The 22,581-nt window shown below is 62.4% G+C and carries 14 protein-coding genes; 8 read left to right on the top strand and 6 right to left on the bottom strand.

The features are described 5' to 3' along the window. Window positions 1-5: 5 nt before the first annotated feature. Both D0550_RS20590 and D0550_RS20595 read right to left on the bottom strand, forming a co-directional pair. Entirely contained in the window at window positions 6-1,151 is a 1,146-nt protein-coding gene (locus D0550_RS20590) for a glutathione-independent formaldehyde dehydrogenase (protein ID WP_116811126.1), read from the bottom strand. A 48-nt stretch (window positions 1,152-1,199) separates the two neighbouring features. Further along, the gene (locus tag D0550_RS20595) at window positions 1,200-1,379 is read right to left on the bottom strand and encodes a RidA family protein (RefSeq protein ID WP_116811070.1); all 180 of its coding nucleotides are present in this window, start codon (window positions 1,377-1,379) and stop codon (window positions 1,200-1,202) included. A 187-nt stretch (window positions 1,380-1,566) separates the two neighbouring features. Between D0550_RS20595 and D0550_RS20600 the strand changes: the two genes are divergently transcribed. Both D0550_RS20600 and D0550_RS20605 read left to right on the top strand, forming a co-directional pair. Further along, entirely contained in the window at window positions 1,567-2,874 is a 1,308-nt protein-coding gene (locus tag D0550_RS20600) for an MFS transporter (protein WP_116811071.1), read from the top strand. 117 nt (window positions 2,875-2,991) lie between these two features. Further along, entirely contained in the window at window positions 2,992-4,332 is a 1,341-nt protein-coding gene (locus D0550_RS20605) for an AMP-binding protein (protein WP_161965950.1), read from the top strand. Here the strand turns inward: D0550_RS20605 and D0550_RS20610 are convergent. The 3 genes from D0550_RS20610 to D0550_RS20620 all read right to left on the bottom strand — a co-directional run bounded on the left by D0550_RS20610 (window position 4,329) and on the right by D0550_RS20620 (window position 14,196). Next, window positions 4,329-5,390: a hypothetical protein gene (locus D0550_RS20610; protein ID WP_116811073.1), complete on the bottom strand. Its 1,062-nt coding sequence runs from the start codon at window positions 5,388-5,390 to the stop codon at window positions 4,329-4,331. The two genes, D0550_RS20605 and D0550_RS20610, sit on opposite strands and share 4 nt — an antisense overlap. 150 nt (window positions 5,391-5,540) lie before the next feature. Further along, on the bottom strand, window positions 5,541-12,389 hold the full coding sequence (locus D0550_RS20615) for a YDG domain-containing protein (RefSeq protein WP_116811074.1): 6,849 nt from the start codon (window positions 12,387-12,389) through the stop codon (window positions 5,541-5,543). 85 nt (window positions 12,390-12,474) lie between these two features. Further along, window positions 12,475-14,196, bottom strand: a complete 1,722-nt coding sequence (locus D0550_RS20620) for a ShlB/FhaC/HecB family hemolysin secretion/activation protein (protein WP_116811075.1) — start codon at window positions 14,194-14,196, stop codon at window positions 12,475-12,477. Between the two features lie 187 nt (window positions 14,197-14,383). On the opposite strand from D0550_RS20620, the gene D0550_RS20625 reads away from it, so the two are divergent. Together D0550_RS20625 and D0550_RS20630 are read left to right on the top strand one after the other, a co-directional pair. Further along, window positions 14,384-15,037 carry a response regulator gene (locus D0550_RS20625; protein WP_116811076.1) on the top strand — a complete coding sequence of 218 codons (654 nt, stop codon included), beginning with the start codon at window positions 14,384-14,386 and terminating at the stop codon, window positions 15,035-15,037. Next, window positions 15,034-16,818, top strand: coding sequence for a sensor histidine kinase (locus D0550_RS20630; RefSeq protein ID WP_116811077.1), 1,785 nt, complete (start codon window positions 15,034-15,036; stop codon window positions 16,816-16,818). Before D0550_RS20625 ends, D0550_RS20630 begins: the two co-directional genes overlap by 4 nt. A 14-nt stretch (window positions 16,819-16,832) precedes the next feature. On the opposite strand, the gene D0550_RS20635 is transcribed toward D0550_RS20630, so the two are convergent. After that, on the bottom strand, window positions 16,833-18,722 hold the full coding sequence (locus D0550_RS20635) for a winged helix-turn-helix domain-containing protein (protein WP_116811078.1): 1,890 nt from the start codon (window positions 18,720-18,722) through the stop codon (window positions 16,833-16,835). 161 nt (window positions 18,723-18,883) lie between these two features. Here D0550_RS20635 and D0550_RS20640 point away from each other — a divergent pair, with 161 nt between their 5' ends. The 4 genes from D0550_RS20640 (at window position 18,884) to D0550_RS20655 (ending at window position 22,580) form a co-directional block, all read left to right on the top strand. Next, entirely contained in the window at window positions 18,884-19,663 is a 780-nt protein-coding gene (locus D0550_RS20640; protein WP_116811079.1) for a sterol desaturase family protein, read from the top strand. Window positions 19,664-19,903: 240 nt separating this feature from the next. Further along, a complete protein-coding gene (locus D0550_RS20645; protein WP_349770727.1) occupies window positions 19,904-21,226 on the top strand; it encodes a purple acid phosphatase family protein in 1,323 nt (440 codons plus the stop codon). Window positions 21,227-21,271: 45 nt separating this feature from the next. After that, entirely contained in the window at window positions 21,272-21,832 is a 561-nt protein-coding gene (locus D0550_RS20650; protein WP_116811081.1) for a sigma-70 family RNA polymerase sigma factor, read from the top strand. After that, complete coding sequence (locus D0550_RS20655; RefSeq protein WP_116811082.1) at window positions 21,816-22,580, top strand: anti-sigma factor family protein; 765 nt, start codon at window positions 21,816-21,818, stop codon at window positions 22,578-22,580. The genes D0550_RS20650 and D0550_RS20655 overlap by 17 nt, the downstream gene beginning before the upstream one ends. Window position 22,581: the final 1 nt, after the last annotated feature.

Raw genomic sequence — 22,581 nt, forward strand, 5'->3', positions numbered from 1 at the left:
GCGCGCTAGTGACTCTTCCCGGGCTTGAGCAGCACCTTGGTCCAGCCCTCTTCCCGCGCATCGAAATGTTTGTAAGCGTCCGGGCCCTGCTCCAGACCCAGCTCGTGGGAGACGATGAACGAGGGTTTTGCCCGGCCCTCATGGATCAGCTGGCATAAGTAGCGATTGTAGGCCTTCACCGGCGCTTGACCGGTTCCGATGCTTTGTCCGCGCGTCCAGAACTCTCCGAAATCGAACGCGATCTGTCCTTGTTTGCTGAGCTTGTCGGGCCCCTTCGGATCTTCCGGTACGAATACGCCGACGACGCCGAGCATTCCGGTCGCCCGCACCGAGCGCACCAGATTGTTCATGGTCATGTTCGGATGCTCGTGACCCTGCACGTCGTGCGCTTGATAGCCGACACACTCGCAACCTTTGTCTGCGCCCTCACCATCAGTCAGCTCCAGCACCTGATCGACCGGCGAGGCTTTGGAATCATCGATGGCAATGGCTCCCATCTGTTCCGCGAGCCGCAGCCGGTCCGGATGACGATCGACCACCATGATGCGGCTCGCGCCCTTGAGCACTGCCGAGTAAGCCGCCATCAGTCCCACCGGGCCACCGCCATAGATCACGACAGATTCGCCAGGCTGCAACCGCGCGAGCTCGGTGGCGTGATAGCCGGTGGGAAAGATGTCCGCGAGCATTACGTAGTCCGATTCCTTTTCCTCGGCATCTTCGGGCAGCTGCAAACAATTGAAGTCGCCGTAGGGAACGCGCAGATACTCGGCCTGCCCGCCCTCGTATGGACCCATATCGGCATAACCGTAACCGGCGCCCGCGGAACCCGGATTCATCGTCAGGCAAGCGCCTGTATAGCCGCGCTCGCAGTTCTTACAGTAACCGCAAGCCACATTGAACGGCACGCAGACGCGATCGCCCTTTTTGATTCGCGTCACCGCAGCCCCGCACTCTACGACCTCGCCAAGATTTTCATGTCCTATGATCCGGCCGGACTCCAGATCGGTCCGGCCCTCGTACATATGTAAATCCGAGCCGCAGATATTGGTCGTGGTGATTTTCACGAGCACGTCGGTGGGTGCTTCGATCTTGGGGTCCGGCATCTGCTTAATACTGACATCGCGCGGGCCGTTGTAGACGAGTGCTCTCATGTCGATCTCCGCAAGCTCCATCCGATGAAAGCCAACGTGCCGCGACCGTCATGGTTCCGAGTCGACTTCCACCACGAACTCGATCTCCACTGGAATATGCAATGGCAGCTCATTGGCAGCGAGCGAGCCGATCTCTGCACGTAAGGCCGCGAGCAAAACGAGCATTGTTTCGCGCGCTGCCTTGTATCCCGGCTCTTCGGTGAGCTCGGCACCTACCTTGCCCGTCACGGTCGGCTTGCCCGCCAGAAAGGGCCCCTGCTCGCCATCGACACCGAGCGCTTGAACGAGCCCGACATAGTCTTCATCCGCTCGATAATCTTTCGCCGCCCCCGACTGCGGGGCTCATGTACACTCACAATTACAACCAAGCGGCCCGCACGGCCGCGACGCTTTGACGACGCGGGACCGCCATCAGATGAACGCTCGCAGTTTGGATTCAAGCGCCACGATTCAACCTGTCGACGACCGTCGCGCTTTATATCGCGCATTCGCGGCGAGCCTCTCGGGCACCTCGCTCGAGTACTACGACTTCGCTGTTTACAGCGCAGCGGCGGCGCTGCTCTTCGGTCAACTTTTCTTCGCGCAGAACGATCCGCTGACAGGCGTTCTGCAGGCCTTTGCGACCTATGCAGTCGGCTATCTGGCGCGGCCGCTGGGTGGCATTGTGTTTGGCCGCTTGGGAGATGTCATCGGGCGCAAGAGGGTCCTTGTCATCACGTTGCTGGTGGTGGGCATCGCTACGTTTCTCATCGGGTTGCTGCCGACGTACGCGCAAGCCGGAGTGCTCGCCCCCACTCTGCTGGTATTGCTTCGTTTCGCACAAGGCGTTGGCGTCGGCGGCGAATGGGGCAGCGCGGTCTTGATCACGAGCGAGTTGAGTCAGCCGAATCAGCGAGGGTTCTGGGCTTCGGCGGCGCAGATCGGGCCGCCCATCGGCACGCTGCTCGCCAGCGGCATCCTGGGCCTGCTCTCAGCGACGTTGTCGGAAGACGCGCTGTTGAGCTGGGGCTGGCGCCTGGCATTCTTGTTTTCCGCAGTGCTGGTGTGCTTCGGCTTGTGGATACGTTCGCATCTGGAAGAAAGCCCGGTGTTTCGTGAGCTCGAAGCTCGCGGCGTGAGACCGAAGGCGCCAGTGACCGAAGTCCTCCGCGATCATCGCCGTGCACTTGCCGCCGCAATTCTGGCGCGTATCGGCCCGGACGTTCTTTATTCTCTATTTGCAGTGTTCGTGCTCACGTACGCCACGCACCGCTTAGGCTTGAGCCGCGCACAAGCAGTCGCGGCAGTGCTGTGTGGATCGAGCCTGCAGGTTCTTCTGATCCCGTTATCCGGATGGTGGTCGGACCGGTTCGGACGCAAACGCGTCTACGCGATCGGCGCTGTCGGCGCAGCGCTGTGGACCCTGGGCTTCTTCGCGCTCGCGCATGACTTTCAATCGCTGCTGATCGGCGTGACTGGAGGCTTGGTGTTTCATTCGCTGATGTATGGCCCGCAGGCAGCCTTCATCGCCGAGCAGTTCCCCGCTCGGCTGCGATCGACAGGAAGCTCGCTTGGCTACACGCTCGCCGGCGTGGTTGGCGGAGCAATCGCGCCGCTCGCGTTCACGTGGCTACTGAGTCGACGCAATGGAACCGAATTGATCGTCGTCTATCTGTGCAGCGCGTGCGCCATCACCCTGGTCGGCTTGGTGCTGGGACGCACTAGCGACGAACACAGGCACTGATGCGGCCAGTGATCTCTCGCCTGCACCCTCTACGGAAGCAGCAAAGCAGCTGATCGAGCATTCTCATCAGCCACATGGTGCTAGCAGGACGAGCCACCGCAACCGTGGAGCCTTCTGGTGTCGGCGCATCGCCTGGTCAACGCGCTGAAGCGACTGAAGTTTGGCGATGCGGCCGTGCGTCGCAATCCCTGGTTCTACGCGGATACGCAGCACGCGTTGGCGCAATTGGAGAGTGCCGATCTGCACGCTCGACGCGAGTGGACGGGCAATCGCCTCGAGAAGGCGCTGTGGTCCGCGAGGCGCTCACCTTATGGACGGATTATTCGCGGGAGTAAGGACCTGAGCACGTGGCCACTCCTGGAAAAGAGCGCGGTCCACGCCGATCCGAGCGCCTTTCGCACTCATACCCGATTTCTCACTCTCACCGCCAGCACTGGCGGCACCTCCGGCGTGCCGCTGCGCGTATTCCGCTCGCTCCGCTCCATCGCATCCGAGCAAGCGTGCATCGATAACGTAATGCAGAAGTTGGGAACGAACGCACGCTCCGCTCGCTATGCGGTTCTGCGCGGCGATGCCATCAAAGATCCCAGTGATTTCCGACCGCCGTACTGGACCTATGCCAATGGCGGCCAGCGGATGTTGCTCTCGTCGAGTCATCTGCGTGTCGCAACCATTAACGAATACGAGCGTGCATTGAGGTCGTTCGCCCCGGACGTGCTCTTTGCATATCCGACATCGCTCGAAGCGCTCTGCATCCTGCTCGACCGCACAGGAATGAAGCTGCGCGTGCCGACCGTGGTGTGCTCGTCCGAGATGCTCAATCCACACGTGTGGCATGAGGCTCAGCGACTGCTCGGATGCTCATTGCTGGACTACTACGGTCTGGCCGAGCGAACTGCGTTCGCTTATGCGACCACGCCAGGCGAGTATCGATTCCTCCCCGGCTATGCACACATCGAGCTGGTGCACGTTGGCGAGGACCGGGATCAGAGCATCTATGAGATCGTCGGCACGTCGCTGTGGAATCAGGCGATGGCGTTGGTGCGCTATCGAAGCGGCGATCTGATCAGCATTCCATCGGCATGGCGAGCTGCCGAGCTGGAAGAACTGTCACTCGGCCTGCGCACCTTTGCAGGTGTGCTCGGCCGAAGCGGCGACGTCCTGTTGACCCCAGAGGGTGTGATTGCGCCCGCCATCAATCAGTTCCCACGCGACGTATCGCACGTGACGCGTATTCAAGTGATTCAGGAAAGCTTACAGCACGTCCGAATTCTGGTTATCCCAGCCAAGGGCTACAGTGCTCGCGACGAAGAGCAACTCCTCGGGAATATTCGACTCAAGCTGCCACAGAGCATGGATGTGAGCATCGAGATCACCGAATCGCTCGAGCGGACGGCGCTGGGTAAGACGCCGTTCGTGATCCATCGGCCGGCAGTGAAAGCCCTGCTACGATCCTAGCCAGCGGCGGCACTGACCTGCGCGATGGATTGCTCCATCTGGTGCAGGGAATACTCACAATAATCCGCCTTGACCTGCAACATGCGAGCCTGCAGTGCCGCCAATTCATCGGCCGGCAGGTCCAATGCGGAGCGCATCGTGCCGGCAAGGTCATCCGTATACGTCAGTGAAGATCGCTCGATGCCATAGAGTTCGGCAAGCCGCTGGTGCACGACTGGAATCTTGCCGAAGCCGATTGCCGCCGCGACGGATGACGTAGATTTGCCGCGGAAGTACTCGGGATGAGACTGCGGGCTGACCAGCGGCATGATGAAGTCCACGCTATTCAGCAGGCGGAAGTAGCTTCTGTAGCCAATGCCCTTCCAAGTGTAGCGTACGTAGTGGGCCAGCCCTTGACGCTCGACCTCGGCGTTGAAAGCCCCGAAGTCCTTCGAGAACCACCGTCCCATCACATAGACCTCGAAGTCGTTCCTTCCCTCAGCTTGCAGTTGCTCCAGCGCGTCAATGAGCTGGCTGTACTGCCGACGTCGGGGATCGAAGTATCCTTGCACACAGAAGCGTCGTTTGCCGTTGCTGGCGAGGCGCGGCACCGTGCGCTCATAGAAGAACACCGGGTACATGCAGCTCAGATCCGCGATACCGGCCACGTAGCCCGCGATGTAGGGCGCAAGCGCCAGGAGCCTGCAGCGATCGTCATTGATGACCGCAGAATACTCTGGCTTGTTCGCCAGGAAGCTGGCGTTGTGGATGAATCCCAGTACGGGCGTGCTCTGGATGATCTGTTCTGCACACTCCAGGACGGCCGTTCCTTCCAGCGTGTTGAATATAACAACGTCGAACCTGCCAGCACACGCGGCTCGCAGCACGCCGGCAGAAGACAGACGGGAATGCACGTGTCGCGCCAGCGCCGGCGCATGAACGAACGAGTTCTTCATCCGATTCCTCATGGTGTTGAACACGTGCACCTCGTAGCCGAGGCGATGCATGAGCGCCGCCGTGGTGAGGTACACCTCGTCATGGCGGTTGTAGCACTCGACGATCGCACATCGCGGTTTCATAGGGAGCCCGTGCGCCGAGGAGATGCATCATAGATGCTGGTTTCGTCAGCTCGGTATCAAGCATCGCCGCGGGCCGATGAGAGCTGGAGACGCCCTGAACTGCCGTCGGTCTTCCGTCAGCGCACGCCTTACTTTCCGTTGAGCGAACGGTCACGGCTCCATATATATGTAGTCAGCCGCCACGCGCAGCGGCAGCCCTGCAGTGCTCCACGGCCCTGGTACAGCGAGCGCGTTGTCGACGGAATTGCGAGTGATGCGCTCGAATTCACCGGCGCCCGGCACACTTCGTGGAGCGTCGATGATCAAGCTGCCGTCGCGATACTCGATTTCGTAGTTGCTCGCGGCCAGGCCTGCAGCGCGGATCACATAGCGGCCCGGAGAGATTGCGCCTTGAGAGCTGCCGCCGTAGACGAGCTCACCTTCGAGCGTCGACGCATCCTCGCCGTTTACGAAACCCTGGTAGCTCACTCCATTGCCACCCTGGAAAGCAGCGCCGTCCGGAACTTTGCGCGCGTCGTTAGCCGTCACGACGAGCCGCGCCGGGTCGACCACCCAACTGCCGTCGTGGCGCTCGGTCACGATGTAGTTGCCATTGGTGAGTATGCCGGTGACGCTGAGCACGTGACTGCCGGCACTTATGGTGTTGCCGATGCCGAAGCTGTTCGCCAAGCCGGTGAGCACGCTCACGTCCTCTCCGTTCACCAAGCCGGTGGCCGAGAAGCCCGGGGCGATCAAACCGCTCTCACCGTAGGTGGAACGGCCGCCGTTCGCCGTCACGGTGATGGTCTTTGGATCGACCACCCACGTGCCGTCGATCCTCTGGCTGACGACATAGTTACCATTCGTCAGCGTGCCGGCCACGGAGAGCACATGGGTGCCGGCATTCGTGGTGCCGTTGATGTCGAAGCTATTGGCAAGGCCGGTGAGCACGTTTACGTCCTCGCCGTCAGCCAGGCCGATCGCAGCCAGCCCTGGATCAACGAGGCTACTATCACCATAGGTGGACCGGCCGCCTGCCGCGGTCACCGTGATGGATCTGGGGTCGATCGTCAGCGCGCCGTCCTGATAGTTGATCGCGTAGTTGGCTGAGCTCAATCCACTGGCGCTGAGACTATAGTTGCCGGCGTCGCGCGCACCCTGCGCGCTGCCGCCCCAAGTGAGTTGGCCACCGAGCACAGAGGCATCCTCCCCGCTGATGAAGCCGTCATAGCTCACTGCATTGCCCCCAGTCCAAGTCCGGCCGTCATAGACCCTGGTGACGTCGTTGACGGTGACCAGAAGAGACTTGGGCACGATGTCGGCAAGCACAGCGGTGTTGCTCGTGAGCACGTAGTTGTTGGCGTCGACGCCGCTGATCGAGCCAGTGACAGTAACCGTTTTGCCAATGCCCGCGTTCGGGTCATTGAAGCTGCCGCTCGTGGCAAGCGTGACATCGTCACCACCGATCACACCGCTGAGTGTGCCGTTGGTGATGGCGGCGACGACGCCGTCATACGTCTTGTCATCCGCCGTAATACTGGCGGTGATGGTTCTCGCCTGAATGTCTGCTTGCGTCGTGGTGTTATAGGTCAGCGTGTAATTGCCAGCATCGACACCGCTGAGTGTACCGCTCACGCTGACCGTCTTGCCCGCGGCGGCGTTCTTGTCGCCAAAGTGACCGGAGGTAGCAAGCGTGACATCGTCAGCGCCAAGCACACCACTGAGCGCGCCGCTAGTAACAGCGGCGATGGTGCCGTCATATATCTTGTCATCGGCCGCAATATTCACGGCGATGGTTCTCGCCAGAATGTCCGCTTGCGTCGTGGTGTTGTAGGTCAGCGTGTAGTTGCCAGCATCGGCGCCGTCGAGCGTGCCGCTCACGCTGACCGTCTTGCCCGCGGCGGCGTTCTTGTCGCTGAAGTGACCGCTGGTGGCAAGCGTAACGTCGTCAGCGCCCAGCACACCACTGAGCGCGCCGCTGGTAACGGCGGCGATGGTGCTGTCATATGTCTTGTCGTCGGCCGTAATGTTCGCAGCGATGGCCCTCGCCTGAATGTCCGCTTGCGTCGTGGTGTTATGAGTCAGCGTGTAGTTGCCAGCGTCGGCGCCGCTGAGCGCGCCGCTCACGTTGACAGTCTTGCCCGTCGCAGCGTTCTTGTCGCTGAAACTGCCGCTCGTCGCAAGGCTCAGGTCATCACCGCCAACGACTCCAGCGAGTGTGCCGCCAGTAACGGCGGCGGCCGTACCATCATACGTCTTGTCATCCGCCGTAATGTTCGCGGTGATGGCCCTCGCCTGAATGTCTGCTTGCGTCGTGGTGTTATGAGTCAGCGTGTAGTTGCCAGCGTCGGCGCCACTGAGCGCGCCGCTCACGTCGACTGTCTTGGCCGTCGCGGCGTTCTTGTCGCTGAAACTGCCGCTCGCGGCAAGCGTGACCTGGTCACCGCCGATCACGCCGTTGAGGGTACCGCTGGCAATCGCCACCGTGGTGCCATCATAGATCTTGTCGTCGGCGGTAATGTCGGCCGTGATGGCCCGCGCCAGAATGTCCGCCTGCGTGGTGGCGTCATATGTCAGGATGTAGTTCCCCGCGTCGGCGCCGCCGAGCGTGCCGCTCACGTTGACGGTCTTGCCAGCGGCGGCATTCTTGTCGCTGAAACTGCCGCTGGTACTGAGTGTCACATCGTCACCGCCGATCACACCGCTGCCGAGTGTGCCGCTGGTGACGGCGGCCATGGTGCTGTCGTATGTCTTATCGTCAGCAGTAATACTGGCGGTGATGGCTCTCGCCTGGATGTCCGCCTGCGTCGTATCGTTATAACTCAGGGTGTAGTTGCCGCTATCTGCGCCGCCGAGCGAAGCGCTAACGTTGACTGTCTTGCCGACACCGGCATTCTTGTCGTCGAACGCGCCGAAAGAGGACAACGCAACCGCATCCCCTGCGACCACGCCGCTCAACGTACCCTGGATGGTCGCGGCGCTGGTGCCATCGTAGATCTTGTCGTCGGCGGTGATCGTGACAGTGAGGTTTCTCGGTGTGATGGTCAGCGTGTCGCTGGCATAGCTGATGTCATATCCCTGTTGGCCCGAGTACAAGCCGCCGAAGAACAGGTTGCCATCGGAAGTGCGATATGTGCCGGCATTGGCCGAGGTGGTGGTGTAAGTGGCAGTGCCCTCCAGCACAGCACCCGGCACGTCGGTGGTGTAGCCGTAACTACCGGCGGCCAATTGCCCGTCGTAGATCTTGTCGGGCGCCTCACCGGTCCCGGCGGTGACAGTCACGGCCGTCAGGAAGCTACGCAGCAGCGGCATGGTGTTGCCGTCATAGATGCGCCAGACGGAACTCGTGCCGCCGTGGTTCGCGATGTTCCAACCCGCGTCGAGGTATGTGCTGAGGCTGGTAGCTTCGGCAGCGCTCAGCCCTCGCGTGAAGCCATCCACCACACCACCAACCGACTCACCAATGCCGATGCTGGTATTGCTGGACAGCCAGAAAGAATTGCCGACGCTGCCCCTGTTGAAACCCACGAGGCCGCCGACGTACTCAACGCCGCTCACCGCGCCAGTCGCATACGATTCACTCAGCGTGCCGAAATTGCGACCCACCAGGCCACCGATCTGAGCCGCGCCGTGGACAGTTCCGGTCGCATAGGACTGACTTAGCGTGCCGTAATTCTCGCCCACGAGACCGCCGATGAGGGACGTATCGCCGGTCACGGCTCCGGTCGCATAAGATCCGCTGATCGTACTGTTTGCAGAGGTAGAGCCCGCGAGCCCGCCCGTTGCAGTCGTGCCGCTGACCGCCCCCGTGGCATAGGACTCAGTCATCGTGCCCGCGTGGAACCCCACGAGACCGCCGACTTGCAGAATGCCGCTGACTTCCCCAGCAGCATGGGACTGGCTCACCACGCCGGCTCCCTGGTACCCGATGAGACCGCCAACGCCGACGTTGCCTGTCACGTTGCCCGTGGCGTGGGATTGACTCACGTTACCGAAATTGCTGCCCACCAGGCCACCGGTGCGGTCGGGGCCGATGACTGTCGCTCCGGCACGCGAGTTGCTCACCATCCCTTCGGCATTGACGCCAATCAGACCGCCAACAGAAGCGCCTCCCGTCACGGACCCGCCGTTCACATCGACATTGCTCACCACTCCTCGAAAGTTGTAGCCCACCAGTGCCCCGACGGCCTCGTGGCCCTGGATCGATGCTCCGGTCAGCCGCACATCGCGAATCGCGGCACCCGAGCCGACGTAACCGAACAGCCCGACGTGGTTCAACGAGGTGCGATCGATGGTCAGCCCGTCGATGACGCGACCGTTGCCTTGCAAGCTGCCGGTGAAAGCAACTGACCCATTGCCGATGGGCGAGAACCCGCCGGTGCTCCACATGTCGCTGGCGTTATCACCGGAGGTCGCGCTGGCATCGATGTCGCGCGCCAGCGTGTAGGTGGCGCCGGAATTCAACGCCATCAGCTGCAACTGATGAATGTTTGTAATGGTGCTGGACCATTCCGAATACAGGAACGGCCGCGTGGCGCCCTCGATCATCACCCACTGCGGCAGGCCAGCGTCGTAGGCGACCCAGACTCCGCTGGCACTGCGGATCTCGTGCCAGCTTCCGAAGGAGGTGTACGAAGCAATACGGTAGCGATTGGAGGCATCGATGGCAGTCACGTTGCTGAGCGTGCCACTGCCCGTCGTGCCAACGGCGTTGCCGCGGCCGGTGCTGGCACTGTCCCAATAGGAATCGCTCACCGCACCGCCAGTAAGAGATCCGACCAGGCCGCCGGCGTTGCCACCGTTGACCGAGCCCGTTGCATAGGACTGGCTGATGGCACCGATGTATCCCACGCCTGCGTAGTAGTTCGTACCCACCAGGCCGCCGGAGGAATTGCTGCCGCTCACCGAGCCGGTGGCGTAGGAATCGCCGATGGTGCCGTCGTTGTAACCCGCCAAGCCGCCGGCGTCGGCGCCGCTGACCGAGCCAGTGGCGTAGGACTGGCTCACGTTACCGCCGTTTGCGCCTACCAGGCCGCCAGCACTCGTGCTGCCGTTGACCGAGCCTGTGGCATACGATTGGCGCACCGTGCCGCCGTTATATCCCACCAGGCCGCCGCCGCCGAGCCAGCCGCTGTCGAGCACGTCCGTCGTGGCATAGCACCGGCTCACGGTGCCGGAGTTCTGGCCCACCAATGGGCCGGCGATCCGCCGGGCCGTGCTCCTCACCGAGCCGCCCAGCAGACCGAAATCGCGGATCAGGGCGCTGGCGCCGGTCATGCCGAACAGTCCCGTGGGATTCTGCCCGGTGGTACTGAGGGTCAGGTTCGACAGCGTATGTCCCAGCCCTGCAAACGTACCTTGGAACACGCTGCTGTTGGCGATCGGAGTGACGACGTAAGTGCTGCCGCTGGCATCGAGATCCTGCACCAGCGCATAGCGGCCAGCGAGATTGGTGTTGATCGCCAGCAAGTCCGCCATCGAACGAATCAATGTGTAGGCATTGCCGTTGATGCTCAGGCTGGCGTTGCTGCCGGCAAGCGTGATCGGCGCGTTGACGATGTAGTCCGTGCCGCTGGTGACACTGCCGCTGCTGGCGTAGTTACCGTAGTTCAGCACCAATCCGGCATTGCTGCCGGTCGCGGTGATGGCCGCGTTGATATTGATATTCCGGTACGCATTGAGCGTGAGCGTCGTATCCGCGCTCCAATTCACCGCGGCGTCGACGTGGATGTCGCCGGCTTCGAAGCCAGCGCTGTTGTCGGTAGCGAGCGTGACGCTGGTGTTTTGCAAGTTGGCGGAGAGTGTGTCGGCGCCGATGCCGCTGCTGGTTTGTGCCCCACTGCCCGCGCTGATGGTGAAATCGATCGGATCCACCAGCCACGTGCCGGTGCTCCCAGCGTGGGCTCGAGTGGTGATGCTCGTGCCATCGGCAATCTTGACCGTCGTGCCGCTGGTCTCGATGAAACCACCGTCGCCGGTGACAGGCGCGCTCGCATCCAGTGTGCCCGCCACGTTCGTCGTGCCACCCTCATGCAAGTCGGCCAACAGAAGGATCTGGCCCTCCTTTTCCGCGATCGTCCGTGCTTGCAGCGTGCCGGTGTTGCTGACCACGGCCGCAGCGAGCGCATTCGCGCCTTGCGCCGTCAACAAGATCTGTCCGCCGTCGGCTCGAATCATTCCGCCGTTCGCCACGAGCGTGGCGACATCGGTTGCATCGACCGCGAATTGCAAATGACCATTGGCGCCCGCGGTGAATGTGACTTGCCGTCCGGCCGCGAGCGCTATGTTGCCGCCGTCAGCGGCAAGCGTGCCACTGTTGGAAACATTCGCGCCCAACAGCACGATGCGACCGCCGTCGGCCGCAGTGATCGACCCTTCGTTGACCACGCTGCCGGTGGCCCCGTCGAGCGTGAAGCGATCCCTGCCGGCGAGAAAATCCTCATCGGTGATGCGCATCGCCGAGGCCACCAGCCCGCCGACGTTGACCTGTGCGCTCTTGCCAAACAGCACGCCCGCAGGATTGACCAGATACACCTGACCGTTGGCATCGAGACGGCCGAGAATCTCACTGGCCTTGCCGCCGACGACGCGGTTGAGCGCCACCGATGAAACATCGGGCTGCACGAAGCGAACGCCGGCATCCTGGCCGATATCGAACGACTGCCAGTTGATGATCGCTCTGTCGGTCTGCTGATTGACCGTCAGGTGCGCGCCCTGTGTGGAGAAGCTCACATTGCCGGCGGTCACCGTCGCATTCGCAGGCAGCGCGCCTGAATCAACGGCGCCGGCGTCCAGGGAAATCGTCACCCCGCCCAAGGCAACGGCAAAGTGAAACGCCAACAAAAGTAACGGCGCACACGCTGCGCGAGGTTCGGTGGTGTCGTGCATGACCTCCCGAAGCACGTTCGTCCGCGCGGAGCGCTTGCGGCTCCTGGTTGTTTCCGGCGCCGGCACGAACGCTTCGTGGCGTGCACTCCATATCAATCGATACGCGCGGTTGCTGTTGCCGTGTTTCCACATGAGACGGTTCCTTGAATGTTTGTTCCGGCGGCGGGTCCGCTGGCAATTGCTCCTGCATTGCCAGCATTTCCGCCATCCCTGGCGGTCAGAACGATTGACTGGCAGTCAGCCACAAGCGCAGCCCGCGCTCGCTGCCATCCTGATTGCGCTCGCGATTTGCATCGGCCAGGTCGTGACCCAACGGCACGGCCACGGCGGCATCCAACGCCAGGCCCTTGGGATGATTCCAGCGAATCCCCGCGCCGGTGGCGTACAGCGCAGCGACGTTGCGACCGGTGCCCTGAGTATCCCAACTCGCCCATGTTTGCTGGTGCTGGCGCACCACGCCGCTGTCGAAGAACAAATAGCCATCCAACCCTGCGAGACCGAGGCGCGGCAACAGGGTATGCAGCTCCAGTTGTAACAATGCACCGCCGTCGCCACTCCCCTCATTCATCGGATAGCCGCGCACATCGTAGGGGCCGCCGAGACTGAACTGTTGCGCCGAATCGAGATTGTTCGCCGCCCACTGCCCGACGAAACGCGCGCGCAGGTAGTACGCTGGCGCCAGCACTTGGTCGCGGCTCAGCTCTGCATTGATTCGAGTGAAGCCGCCGGCGATATCCGGTCCGGCAGCGTCCTGCGCACGGTCATCGTCCAAGCGCAACGAAATGCGGCCGCCAGTCAACTCCGTGCGCCAACGGGTAATACCGCCACCACCCCAGGTATCGCGGCTATCACCGTGCAGAGTCAATGTGTATGCATCGCTGCGACGGTCGTGCAACTTCATGCCGAGACTCTCGTCATCATAGTGGCGCGCCACATAAGTGAGACCGAGCCAGACATTGCGTGCGGTACTGCGAACCAACGGATAAGCCAGCGCAGCGGTGGCTGTGCGCGCGTCACCCTTGGCGTCGAGGTCGGCGAACTGCTCGCCCAAGCGGTAGTGCAGCTGGCTGTATCCAACACTGATACGCAGCCCGTCGTATCCCAGCGGCAAGCTGTAACCCAGCGATTGATAATCCAGCTGCTCGGCGATGAGACCCGTCAAGCTGAGCTGATCGCCGTAGCCGCTGGGATTGTCGGCGGCCAAGCGCAAGGAGCCCTGATTCCTGCCGGTGAACCGGCTGCCGAAATTGCTGGCACCGAGTTGCCCGGAGAACAGCGCCCGATCGCTCACACTCAATGCCAGATCACTGCTGCCCGGCGTGCTGCCCGCTTGCAGGACACCGTCTGCGCCGATGCCCGGCAAGTCGTTAGCTAATAACAGGCCGCGCTCCAGCTCCGCCAACGCGTAGGGCTCGCCAGCTTGCAACTGACGACCCACGACACGCGCGACATAGCTGCGCTTGGCGCGGGTCTTTCCCTCCGGTTGCAAATGCATGCTGCCGAAGCGGCCTTCCACGATCTGAATGTGCAGCGTCCCTTTGCTCACATCCTGTTCCGGCAGCAGCACACGCACGAACCAGCCGCGCTCGCGGTAGTAGCCCACCAGCGTTTGCGCGGCGGCCTGTAACTCGCCCATGCTGAGCGACTGACCTATATAAGAGTCTAGGTGCCGTGCCAGCTCATCGGGCGGGAGCAATGTCGTGCCGGTGATGAACACGCGCTTGAGCGTGATCCTTGGGCCGGTGCGGTCGATAGGGACCTGCGACTCGGCCGGCGCGGGCGTTTGTGTCGGCGGCGGAGTCAATGTTTGTTCGAGTTGCCGCTGCACCCTGCCGGCATCCGGCGGCACCTGCGCCAGGGCGAGAACGGGCACGGCGCAAGCCACCGACAGACCGGTGCACGCCAACGATCGAATGACACACAGGACCACAGGAAGCACGCCGCTCCACGAGGTGACAAAATTGGGGCGGAGTCTAGGAATGCGTGGCCCCAGGCGTATCCCCTGTTTAAGGTATTTACGTCGGAACGTGCGCTCGATCTCACCTCGAAAGTGACCGCCAGCACACTGCTCCCTCGCGTCGGTTAAGATGTTTGCGCCTCGCTTCGCAGGATCTCAATAGCCACTCATGACCAGTGCCGCGATCTCCGTTGTTGTCATCGAGGATGACGCGCCTCTGCGCGAAGAATTCGAATGCATGTCACGCTCACACGCCGGACTGAAGTTGCTCGGCAGTGCAGGGACATTGGCGGAAGCTCGTGTTCTGCTGGCCCGCTGTACGCCCGACGTGATGATGGTAGATCTGGGTTTACCCGATGGCGACGGCATCGAGCTCATCACTACTTTGGCGCAAACCTCTCCGCAGGCCGTGGCCCTGGTCACCACCGTGTTTGGTGACGAGAGCCACGTCATCCGCGCCATCGAAGCCGGCGCGCGCGGTTATCTGCTCAAGGATTCGTCCGTCGACGAGTTCGCCCGTGCGGTTCAGATCGTGCATGCGGGCGGCTCGCCGTTGTCACCGCAGATCGCACGGCATTTGCTGGCTCGTTTCGCGCCGGCCGCACGGCCGCCACGAGTAACAGGACCCGACGCGCTGACCCCTCGTGAGATAGACATCCTCACGCGTATTTCACAAGGCTTCACGGTCGCCGAGACAGCCGAACAACTCAACATTTCCGCGCACACCGCGGCGACGCACATCAAGAACGCTTACAGCAAGCTGGCGGTGCGCAATCGCGTCGAGGCGGTGAACCAGGCTCGCCGCCGTGGCCTGATCGGATGACTCGATCCATCGCGCTGGCCCGTGCGGGGCTGCTGCTGAGTCTGGTGCTGTTCGCGATCATCGCCTGGGCACGGCAGCTTGCCGAAAGTGAAGACCGGCTGCTCGATCGCGCCGAGTTCGTGGTCAGCGACGCGGCAACCCCACCGACGCAGGGTTGGGAGCCGGTGCTCTTGCCGGACAATTGGCGCCTGACTCGTCCGCAACTCAGCGGCATGGCCTGGTACCGCGTGCGCTTCGACCTCTCTCCCGTGCCATCCCAGCCGCAAGCCTTATATCTACCGCGACTGTCGTTGATCGGCGAGTTGCGGCTCAACGGCTCGGTGCTCACTCCCGATGTACGCTTCGACGAGACTGGACGCCAGGGCGTACCGATGGACAACGCGCCCGTCTATGTCGTGCTGCCCTCCGGATTGTTTCGCAATGGCGAAAACCTGCTGGAAGTACGCCTGCAGGGCGACCGCCAGATTCGCAGCGGCCTGTCCGCGATTCGCCTGGGCCCGGCCGTCACGCTCCAGCCGCTCTGGTTCGAACGCCAGTTGCTGCAGGTCTATCTGCCATATGTGCTGCTGGTACTAACCAGTGGCGCGCTGTGCTTCGTCTACGCCTATACGCTGCGGCAGCGGCGCTTCTCGACGATTCAACTTGCGTTGCTGGTGGGCATCGTCACACTGATGTTGTATTCGGTGCTGAAGCTGCCGATCTCACGCGGCCATGAGCAAGGCGTTCGCGCTCTGGCGACCACTGGCATGTACTGGCTACTCTGCGTCTCCGGCCACCGACTCAGCGGCATCCGAGTGCCAGGGATGCCCGCGGTGATACACGGCATGGCGGCGTTCACTTTCATCGCCATAGCTGTGGCGATGATCCGAGCTGACGTCACCGATCGCATCTGGCTCCTTGCCTGGCCCCTCGTGTTCCTGCAGATGAGCGTGATCGCTGCGCTGTTGCTCAGCGCGTGGCGCCGGCGCTCGGTCAAGTTGCTGCTGCTGGCATTGAGTGCGGCATTCTGGACGACGACAGTCGCGCAGTCGTTGGCGATCCTCTCGGAATGGTTGCCCTGGGACAGTTTTCGGTGGAGCGTGTCGGGCGCACTCCCGTTCTGCATCGTGCTCCTGTTCTTCTTCGCCGAACGCTTCATCCTCGATCGCGAGGAAGCGGCCCGCGAACAGCGAGCAGCCATCGCAAGCGAGCGCGGCCGCATCCTTCAGGACATGCATGACGGCATCGGCGCCCAGCTCATCACAGCCAAGCGACTCGCACGGCGGCCGGATGTCGATCGCGATGACCTGGCGTCCATGATCGAAGAATCGCTGCAGGACCTGCGCCTGATCATCGACTCGCTCGATCTGACCGAGCGCGATCTGCTGCCATTGCTGGGCAACCTTCGGCTGCGTCTGCAACCGCGCCTCGCGACACTGGGCATTCGTCTGGAGTGGGACGTGCAACCGCTGCCAGCATTGACCGGGCTGGGGCCCGAATCGGCACTGGCGATCCTGCGCATCGTCCAGGAGGCGATCAACAACGCGGTTCGCCATGCCAGTCCCAGCTGCATCCGCATCACGGTGCGCGCCGACCGACAGCAAGCTGTCATTCGCATCAGTGACGACGGCCGCGGTTTCGACGCTGCAACCATCGGTCCTGGCCGGCGTGGGCTGACCGGCATGCACCTGCGCGCGAAAAAAATCGGAGCACGGCTGAATGTTGAGGGGCGCTCGGACTCCAGCACTGGCGCACAGGTGACGCTCGCCATCCCACACCAGTTGCGGGATGGAGGTCCATGATCGCTAGCTGAACGTCATCTCTTGTACGACGCCACCGCGACATCATCCAGGCCGACGCGATTCAGCAAGACGGGATAGTGAGGATGCTGTCGGATCGGCTTCATGCGCGGGTCATTGCGCAGAAAGATGAGACAGTTCGAGCGTTTGGCAACAGCGTCATCGAGCAGCGTCATGGCGCGATCCTGGTCGCCGATGCTGAGATAAGCAGCGGCCGATTCATACGGACATACATAGGTACCGGCGCTCGCCGCCTTTTCGAGCAGCGGCAGCACCTTCTCCTTCTGCCCTGCGTAACCATATGCCTGTGCCAACATGATCAACGCGACCGGCGAGTCATCCAGTTCAGCGCCTCTTTCGGCAAGCTGCACGGCGCGTCGGTAGTCGCCGGCAATGGAAGCGCCGACGCCCGCACCTGAAAACACAGGCCCGACGTCCGGGTGTTGTTCCATCTTTTTGTCCACCCACTGCCGCGCCGCCTGGCTTTCCCCGACCATGAACAGCGCCCAGTTGCCCCAATCCGCCATTTCCACGTTGAGCGGATCGAGACGATTGGCGTCGGCCAGCGCGAGCTTGACCTTTGCCGCTTCGCCCAGGCCCGAGTAGTACAACGCAAACCCTACTTCGGTCTGCGCCAGCGTCGGGTCGCGGCGCTTCGCCTTGCTCAAGGCAATCCAGGCATCCTTCCAGCGCCACGCCATCACATAGGTCAGCCCCAGGGAAGACCACGCCTCGGCGGAGTCGGGCCGCAACTGCTGCGCCTCGGCGAGCGAGTCGACCACCTTCTGCAGCATGTTGATCGGCGGCTCGAAATAAGCAAACAGCTGCCGGTAGGCATCGCTGCGGGCGATATAGGCATCGAAGAACTTTGGATCGAGCGCGATGGCTTGGTCGAACAGCTCGATCGCCCGCGGCAGGGAGTCGTGACTGAGCCGATCCAACTGATAGCGCCCGGCGACGTAGGCCTCATACGCTTGCAAGTTGCTCGTGGGAAACTCGTCCAGTGCGCGTTGCTCTTCGGCGAGGACCGCCACCTTCAAGGAGTCCGATACCGCGCCGGCAATGGCGGACTGCATCGAGAACAAATTCGTATCGTCGGTGCGGCTCTCGTAATCCTTGTCCCAGACGACGAGTCCTTTGCGCAGGTCCTCCAGCTCCACGGTGATGCGCAGCTCGTTGCCTGAAGAGATACTGACAACGCCATCGAGCACATACTGCACCTCGGGCAGCTGACGCCGGATGTGATCGCGAGCCTTGTTGTCGCGGAAGGTAAATGCGGAAGGCGGTGGCACCACTCTCAGACCCGATATCTTTCTCAGGTTGCGGATCACTTCGCGAGTGACCTGATCCGCGAACGGCTGCCAGGCTTCGGGCGCATCGCCGGATACATCGAAGGGCACGACCACGACGTACGGCAATTCGGGTGCCGATCGCGGGTGCCACGATGCGAACGCCCCCCAACCGAGCAATGCCGCAAGCAGCACCACGCCGGCCATTGCCAACGGCGAGCGCCAAAATGGTGCAACCGGGGCATCGACGCGATCGGCCGCAGGTGGCGGTGCTGGCGGGGCATCTGCCACGGCAACCCCGCCTTCTGGAATGACTGTAACCGGGGCGACGAATTGATAGCCGCGGCCACGGATGGTGAGAATCGTTTTCTGCAGCTCGCCGCTGTCGCCGAGGATCTTGCGCGCGCTCTTGACGTGATTGCTCAGCGTCGCATCCGAAACCTCGCGCCCGTCCCAGACTTCCCGGAACAGCTCTTCCCGAGACAGCACCCGATCGCGATGCCGAATCAGATAAACCAGCAGATCGAAGACCTTCGGCTCCACGGGGACGACGGTGTCGCCGCTACTGATCCGGTAGCGGGCCGTATCGACGGTGTATTCGGCTATCTGGTACTTCATTCGAGCGCCGTACCGAATTACTTGTCGGCCGCGGTTACAGCCTGGGCAGCCCCGGCAAACGTTAGCGAATCATTACCTAAAAATTATCCAGGCGCCAAGCAGCCTTCCGGCCACCGCGGCCAAAGTGGGCCCGATCGAACCACGACTCTCGGGAGCGCCTCATGCCTACGCCACTGGAAATTCTGTTGGACCCTATCTCATTGACCGTACTGGGACTGTACGGCGCCTTGATCCTGTTCGAAGCGCTGTTCCCCGCCCGCCCCCTGCCCCAGGTCAAGGGCTGGAGAACCCGGGCCCTGCTGGTGTTCGGCGTCTACTTCTTTGCCTCCTCCTATCTGCCCCTGCTGTGGGGCGAGACGCTGGCGCGTTACCAGCTCTTCAACCTGGAGACGCTCAACCCCTTTGTCGGGGCCGGCATCGCGGTGCTCGCTTATGAGTTCTTCGTCTACGTCTGGCACCGGACCATGCATCGGGTGCACTGGATCTGGCGCTCCTTTCACCAGATGCATCACAGCGCCGAGCGTCTGGACAGCTACGGCGCCTTCTACTTCAGCCCGCTGGACATCGTCGGCTTCACGTTGCTCAGCAGTCTCAGCCTGACCGTGGTGGGACTCGGTGCGCAGGCGGTCACGTACTTCCTGTATGCCTCGATGTTCCTGGCCGTCTTCCAGCACATCAACGTCCGCACGCCGCAATGGCTGGGCTATATCCTGCAGCGGCCCGAGAGCCACAGCATTCATCACGCTCGCGGCGTTCACCAGTTCAACTATTCCGACCTGCCGCTGTTCGACATCCTGTTCGGCACCTTCCGCAACCCCAAGGATTTCGCCAGCGAGGCCGGCTTCTACGACGGCGCCTCCGCGAAGCTGCCGCAGATGCTCGCGTTCAAGGATATCGCGGGAAGCGACTTCGACCCTGCGATGAATCTTGGCAAACGCTGACGCACAGAGCATGGAGCACGCCGGGCGCGGCTATCGCTCGCGCCCGGCATCGTCCACCCAAAGACGCCTTTGCAATCAAGATGTCATCGCTGTGTGACACCCTATAACGTGGGTTCCAAGTCACGCAGATGAGAAATGTCCGATATCGATTGCAGACTCGAAGCACGCTCACCGTCTCCCGCTGGCACGCATGCCTGGCTGCTTGCACTCGCAAGCCTGCTGCTGAGCGCTGTCGTCCAGATGCCGGCCCACGCGTCGCAGACGCGTGCACCCGAGCCCAACACGCTGGTACCGAAAGGCGTCATGCGCTATGCCCCCAGCGGGTTTCCAGATCGAGTGGTCGCCTCGCCTGCACAGGACGCCACGCGAGGATTCGCGGTCTCGTGGCGTACTGATGCGACGGTGGATGCGCCGACGCTCGAAGTCGTGGTGGCTGGCGACTCACCGGACATGGGAACACCCCGCCAGATTCGCGCCACCACGCGCGTCCTCAAAACCGAGAACGGCGTTGCCCACTATCACCGGGTAGATGTCGATAAGCTGCAACCTGACACCCTCTACGCGTGGCGCGTCCAGGGCAACCGCACCTGGAGCGCGTGGATGCAACTGCGCACAGCGGCGCAGACCGGGCCGTTGACGCTGCTGTACTTCGGCGACACACAGAATAAGAACGTAAGTCTCAGCACACGCGTACTACGTGAAGCTCTGCGACACGCTCCCGATGCCCGCCTGGCTTTGTATGCCGGCGATCTCGTCAGCGGCGGTGACGGTGAAGACGATAACGAATGGGGCGAGTGGTTCGAAGCGAACGGCGCGTTGCCGACGATGCTGATGACTGCGCCGGCACCCGGCAATCACGAGTATTTCGAAGAACACGAGGACACGCCTCAAGCTCGCCGTGTGCTCGGTGCGCACTGGCCGATGCAGTTCGCGCTGCCGTCGAATGGCACGCAGAAGGCACCACAGACCACGTACTGGTTCGATTATCAAGGCGTGCGCTTCGTCGTGATCGACGGCACTTCAGCGCTCGATCTGGGCACGGCGGAAGCTCAGGCGCAGTGGCTCGACACGGTGTTGACGTCCAATCCACATCGTTGGTCCGTGGTGGTCACGCATCAACCTTTCTTTTCACCGCGTGCCGATCGCGACAACGTGAAGTTGACCGAACACCTGTTGCCAGTCATCCGCAGGCATCGTGTCGATCTGGTCCTGCAAGGTCACGACCACACCTATGGTCGCCGTGGCGCAGCCGAGTCCGACCAGACACCGATTTTCGTCGTCTCGGTGACCGGCGCCAAGCAGTACCGAGTGTCCCCACAAGCACGCAGCACGATGGCGCCGGTCGCTGAGGACACTCAACTGTTTCAAGTGCTGCGGGTGGATGGCGCTCGCCTCCACTACGAAGCGCGGACCGCGACTGGCCGACTCTACGATGCGTTCGAGCTCGTCGATGAGGGCAAGCCGGGCAAGCGCCTGGTGGAGATCCGATCCGGCCGCATCCCCGAGCGCTCCTGCACTCGCTCGCAGACACTCAAGGGACGCAAAGATCGTTGCTGGGAATGAGGCAAGCTCATGGACTAATTTGCCTCGCAGCTGCGTATATGTCCCATGAGTCTGTCCAAGCCGCGGTTCGATGTGGTCGGTCAACTGACGGCCCTGCGTCGGTACGCCCGCTCTTTGACTCGCGACGACACCAATGCCGAGGATCTGGTCCACGAAACCCTGCTGCGGGCGTATGAAAAGCGGGACAGCTTCCTGGAGGGCCGAGCGCTCAAGCCCTGGCTGCTGTCCATCATGCACAACATCTTCGTCGACGGGCGGCGCGCTCGTCAGGCGGAGATCGAGCGCATCGAGCGCGCCGCTCGCCTGCAGGATTCGGTAAGCGTCGGCACCCAGGAGCAGCTGGTCCGCCTGGAGCAAGTGCGCCGGGCGCTGGACGAGTTGCCTGAAGATCAGCGCGCCGCCATCCACCTCGTGGCGATCGAAGAGTTGAGCTTCGCCGAAGCCGCTGCGGTGCTGGATATCCCCCAGGGAACCTTGATGTCGCGGCTGGCCCGGGCGCGGGCTGCGCTTCGGGCGCTCGACAACACCACCACGCAACGACCTGCAACCGCGGCGACACGCCCGCATCTGAAAATCGTCGGAGGAGCGGATGAGCAGTCTCACTGATCCCATCACCGAAGCCGATCTACAGGGCTACCTCGAAAATCAGTTGCCGGTGTCCCGACGCATCGAGGTCGAGGCGTATCTGTCGACTCATCCGGACGATGCCACACGCATCATGGCGGATCTGAGAAGCCGCGACGAAATGCGCCTCGCCTTTGCCGATGAGCCGCACGTGGAACACATCCCGACGCTCAAAGCCGCACGCCGTCTGGAACGAGGCTTGACGCGCGATCGCCTGTTTCGTCAGTTCCGGCGCGCTGCCTCGGTCACGGCGCTCATCGCCTTGGGTTGGCTCGCTCATGCGCAGCTCAGTCCCAGCATTGGCGCGGCCGCCTCGACGATGACACCTGCTTACGTGAACGACGCCGTCATGGCTCATCGCACCTCTGCGCTGCGAGCCGTCATGATTTCACAGCCGGAAACACTCGAGTACGACCCCGAGGAAATTCGCTCGGCCACGCACATCGTGTTGCCGGCGTTGCCCAGCGACTGGAGTGTCCGCGACGTACAGATCTTCCCGTCGTCATTCGGCCCCAGCGTCGAGATCGCTCTGCACTCCACCACATATGGCGAGATCTCGCTGTTCGCGGTGCATGCCGGAGCGGTCGCCATGATCCCCACCACACTCTCGCAACGGGACGACGTCGCCGCCGTGTATTGGCAACGCGCCGACGTCGCTTATGTGCTGGTCACGCGCGCACCGTCGAGGGATCTCGACAAGGCCGCGGCGCTCCTCGCGCAATCGCTTTGAA

The organism is Steroidobacter cummioxidans (assembly GCF_003104955.1).

Bases quoted from the DNA above. Each gene is read 5' to 3' on its own strand.
- D0550_RS20590 (WP_116811126.1), bottom strand. From the start codon at position 1,151: ATGAGAGCACTCGTCTACAACGGCCCGCGCGATGTCAGTATTAAGCAG.
- D0550_RS20600 (WP_116811071.1), top strand. From the start codon at position 1,567: ATGAACGCTCGCAGTTTGGATTCAAGCGCCACGATTCAACCTGTCGAC.
- D0550_RS20610 (WP_116811073.1), bottom strand. From the start codon at position 5,390: ATGAAACCGCGATGTGCGATCGTCGAGTGCTACAACCGCCATGACGAG.
- D0550_RS20615 (WP_116811074.1), bottom strand. From the start codon at position 12,389: ATGTGGAAACACGGCAACAGCAACCGCGCGTATCGATTGATATGGAGT.
- D0550_RS20625 (WP_116811076.1), top strand. From the start codon at position 14,384: ATGACCAGTGCCGCGATCTCCGTTGTTGTCATCGAGGATGACGCGCCT.
- D0550_RS20630 (WP_116811077.1), top strand. From the start codon at position 15,034: ATGACTCGATCCATCGCGCTGGCCCGTGCGGGGCTGCTGCTGAGTCTG.
- D0550_RS20635 (WP_116811078.1), bottom strand. From the start codon at position 18,722: ATGAAGTACCAGATAGCCGAATACACCGTCGATACGGCCCGCTACCGG.
- D0550_RS20640 (WP_116811079.1), top strand. From the start codon at position 18,884: ATGCCTACGCCACTGGAAATTCTGTTGGACCCTATCTCATTGACCGTA.
- D0550_RS20645 (WP_349770727.1), top strand. From the start codon at position 19,904: ATGCCGGCCCACGCGTCGCAGACGCGTGCACCCGAGCCCAACACGCTG.
- D0550_RS20650 (WP_116811081.1), top strand. From the start codon at position 21,272: ATGAGTCTGTCCAAGCCGCGGTTCGATGTGGTCGGTCAACTGACGGCC.
- D0550_RS20655 (WP_116811082.1), top strand. From the start codon at position 21,816: ATGAGCAGTCTCACTGATCCCATCACCGAAGCCGATCTACAGGGCTAC.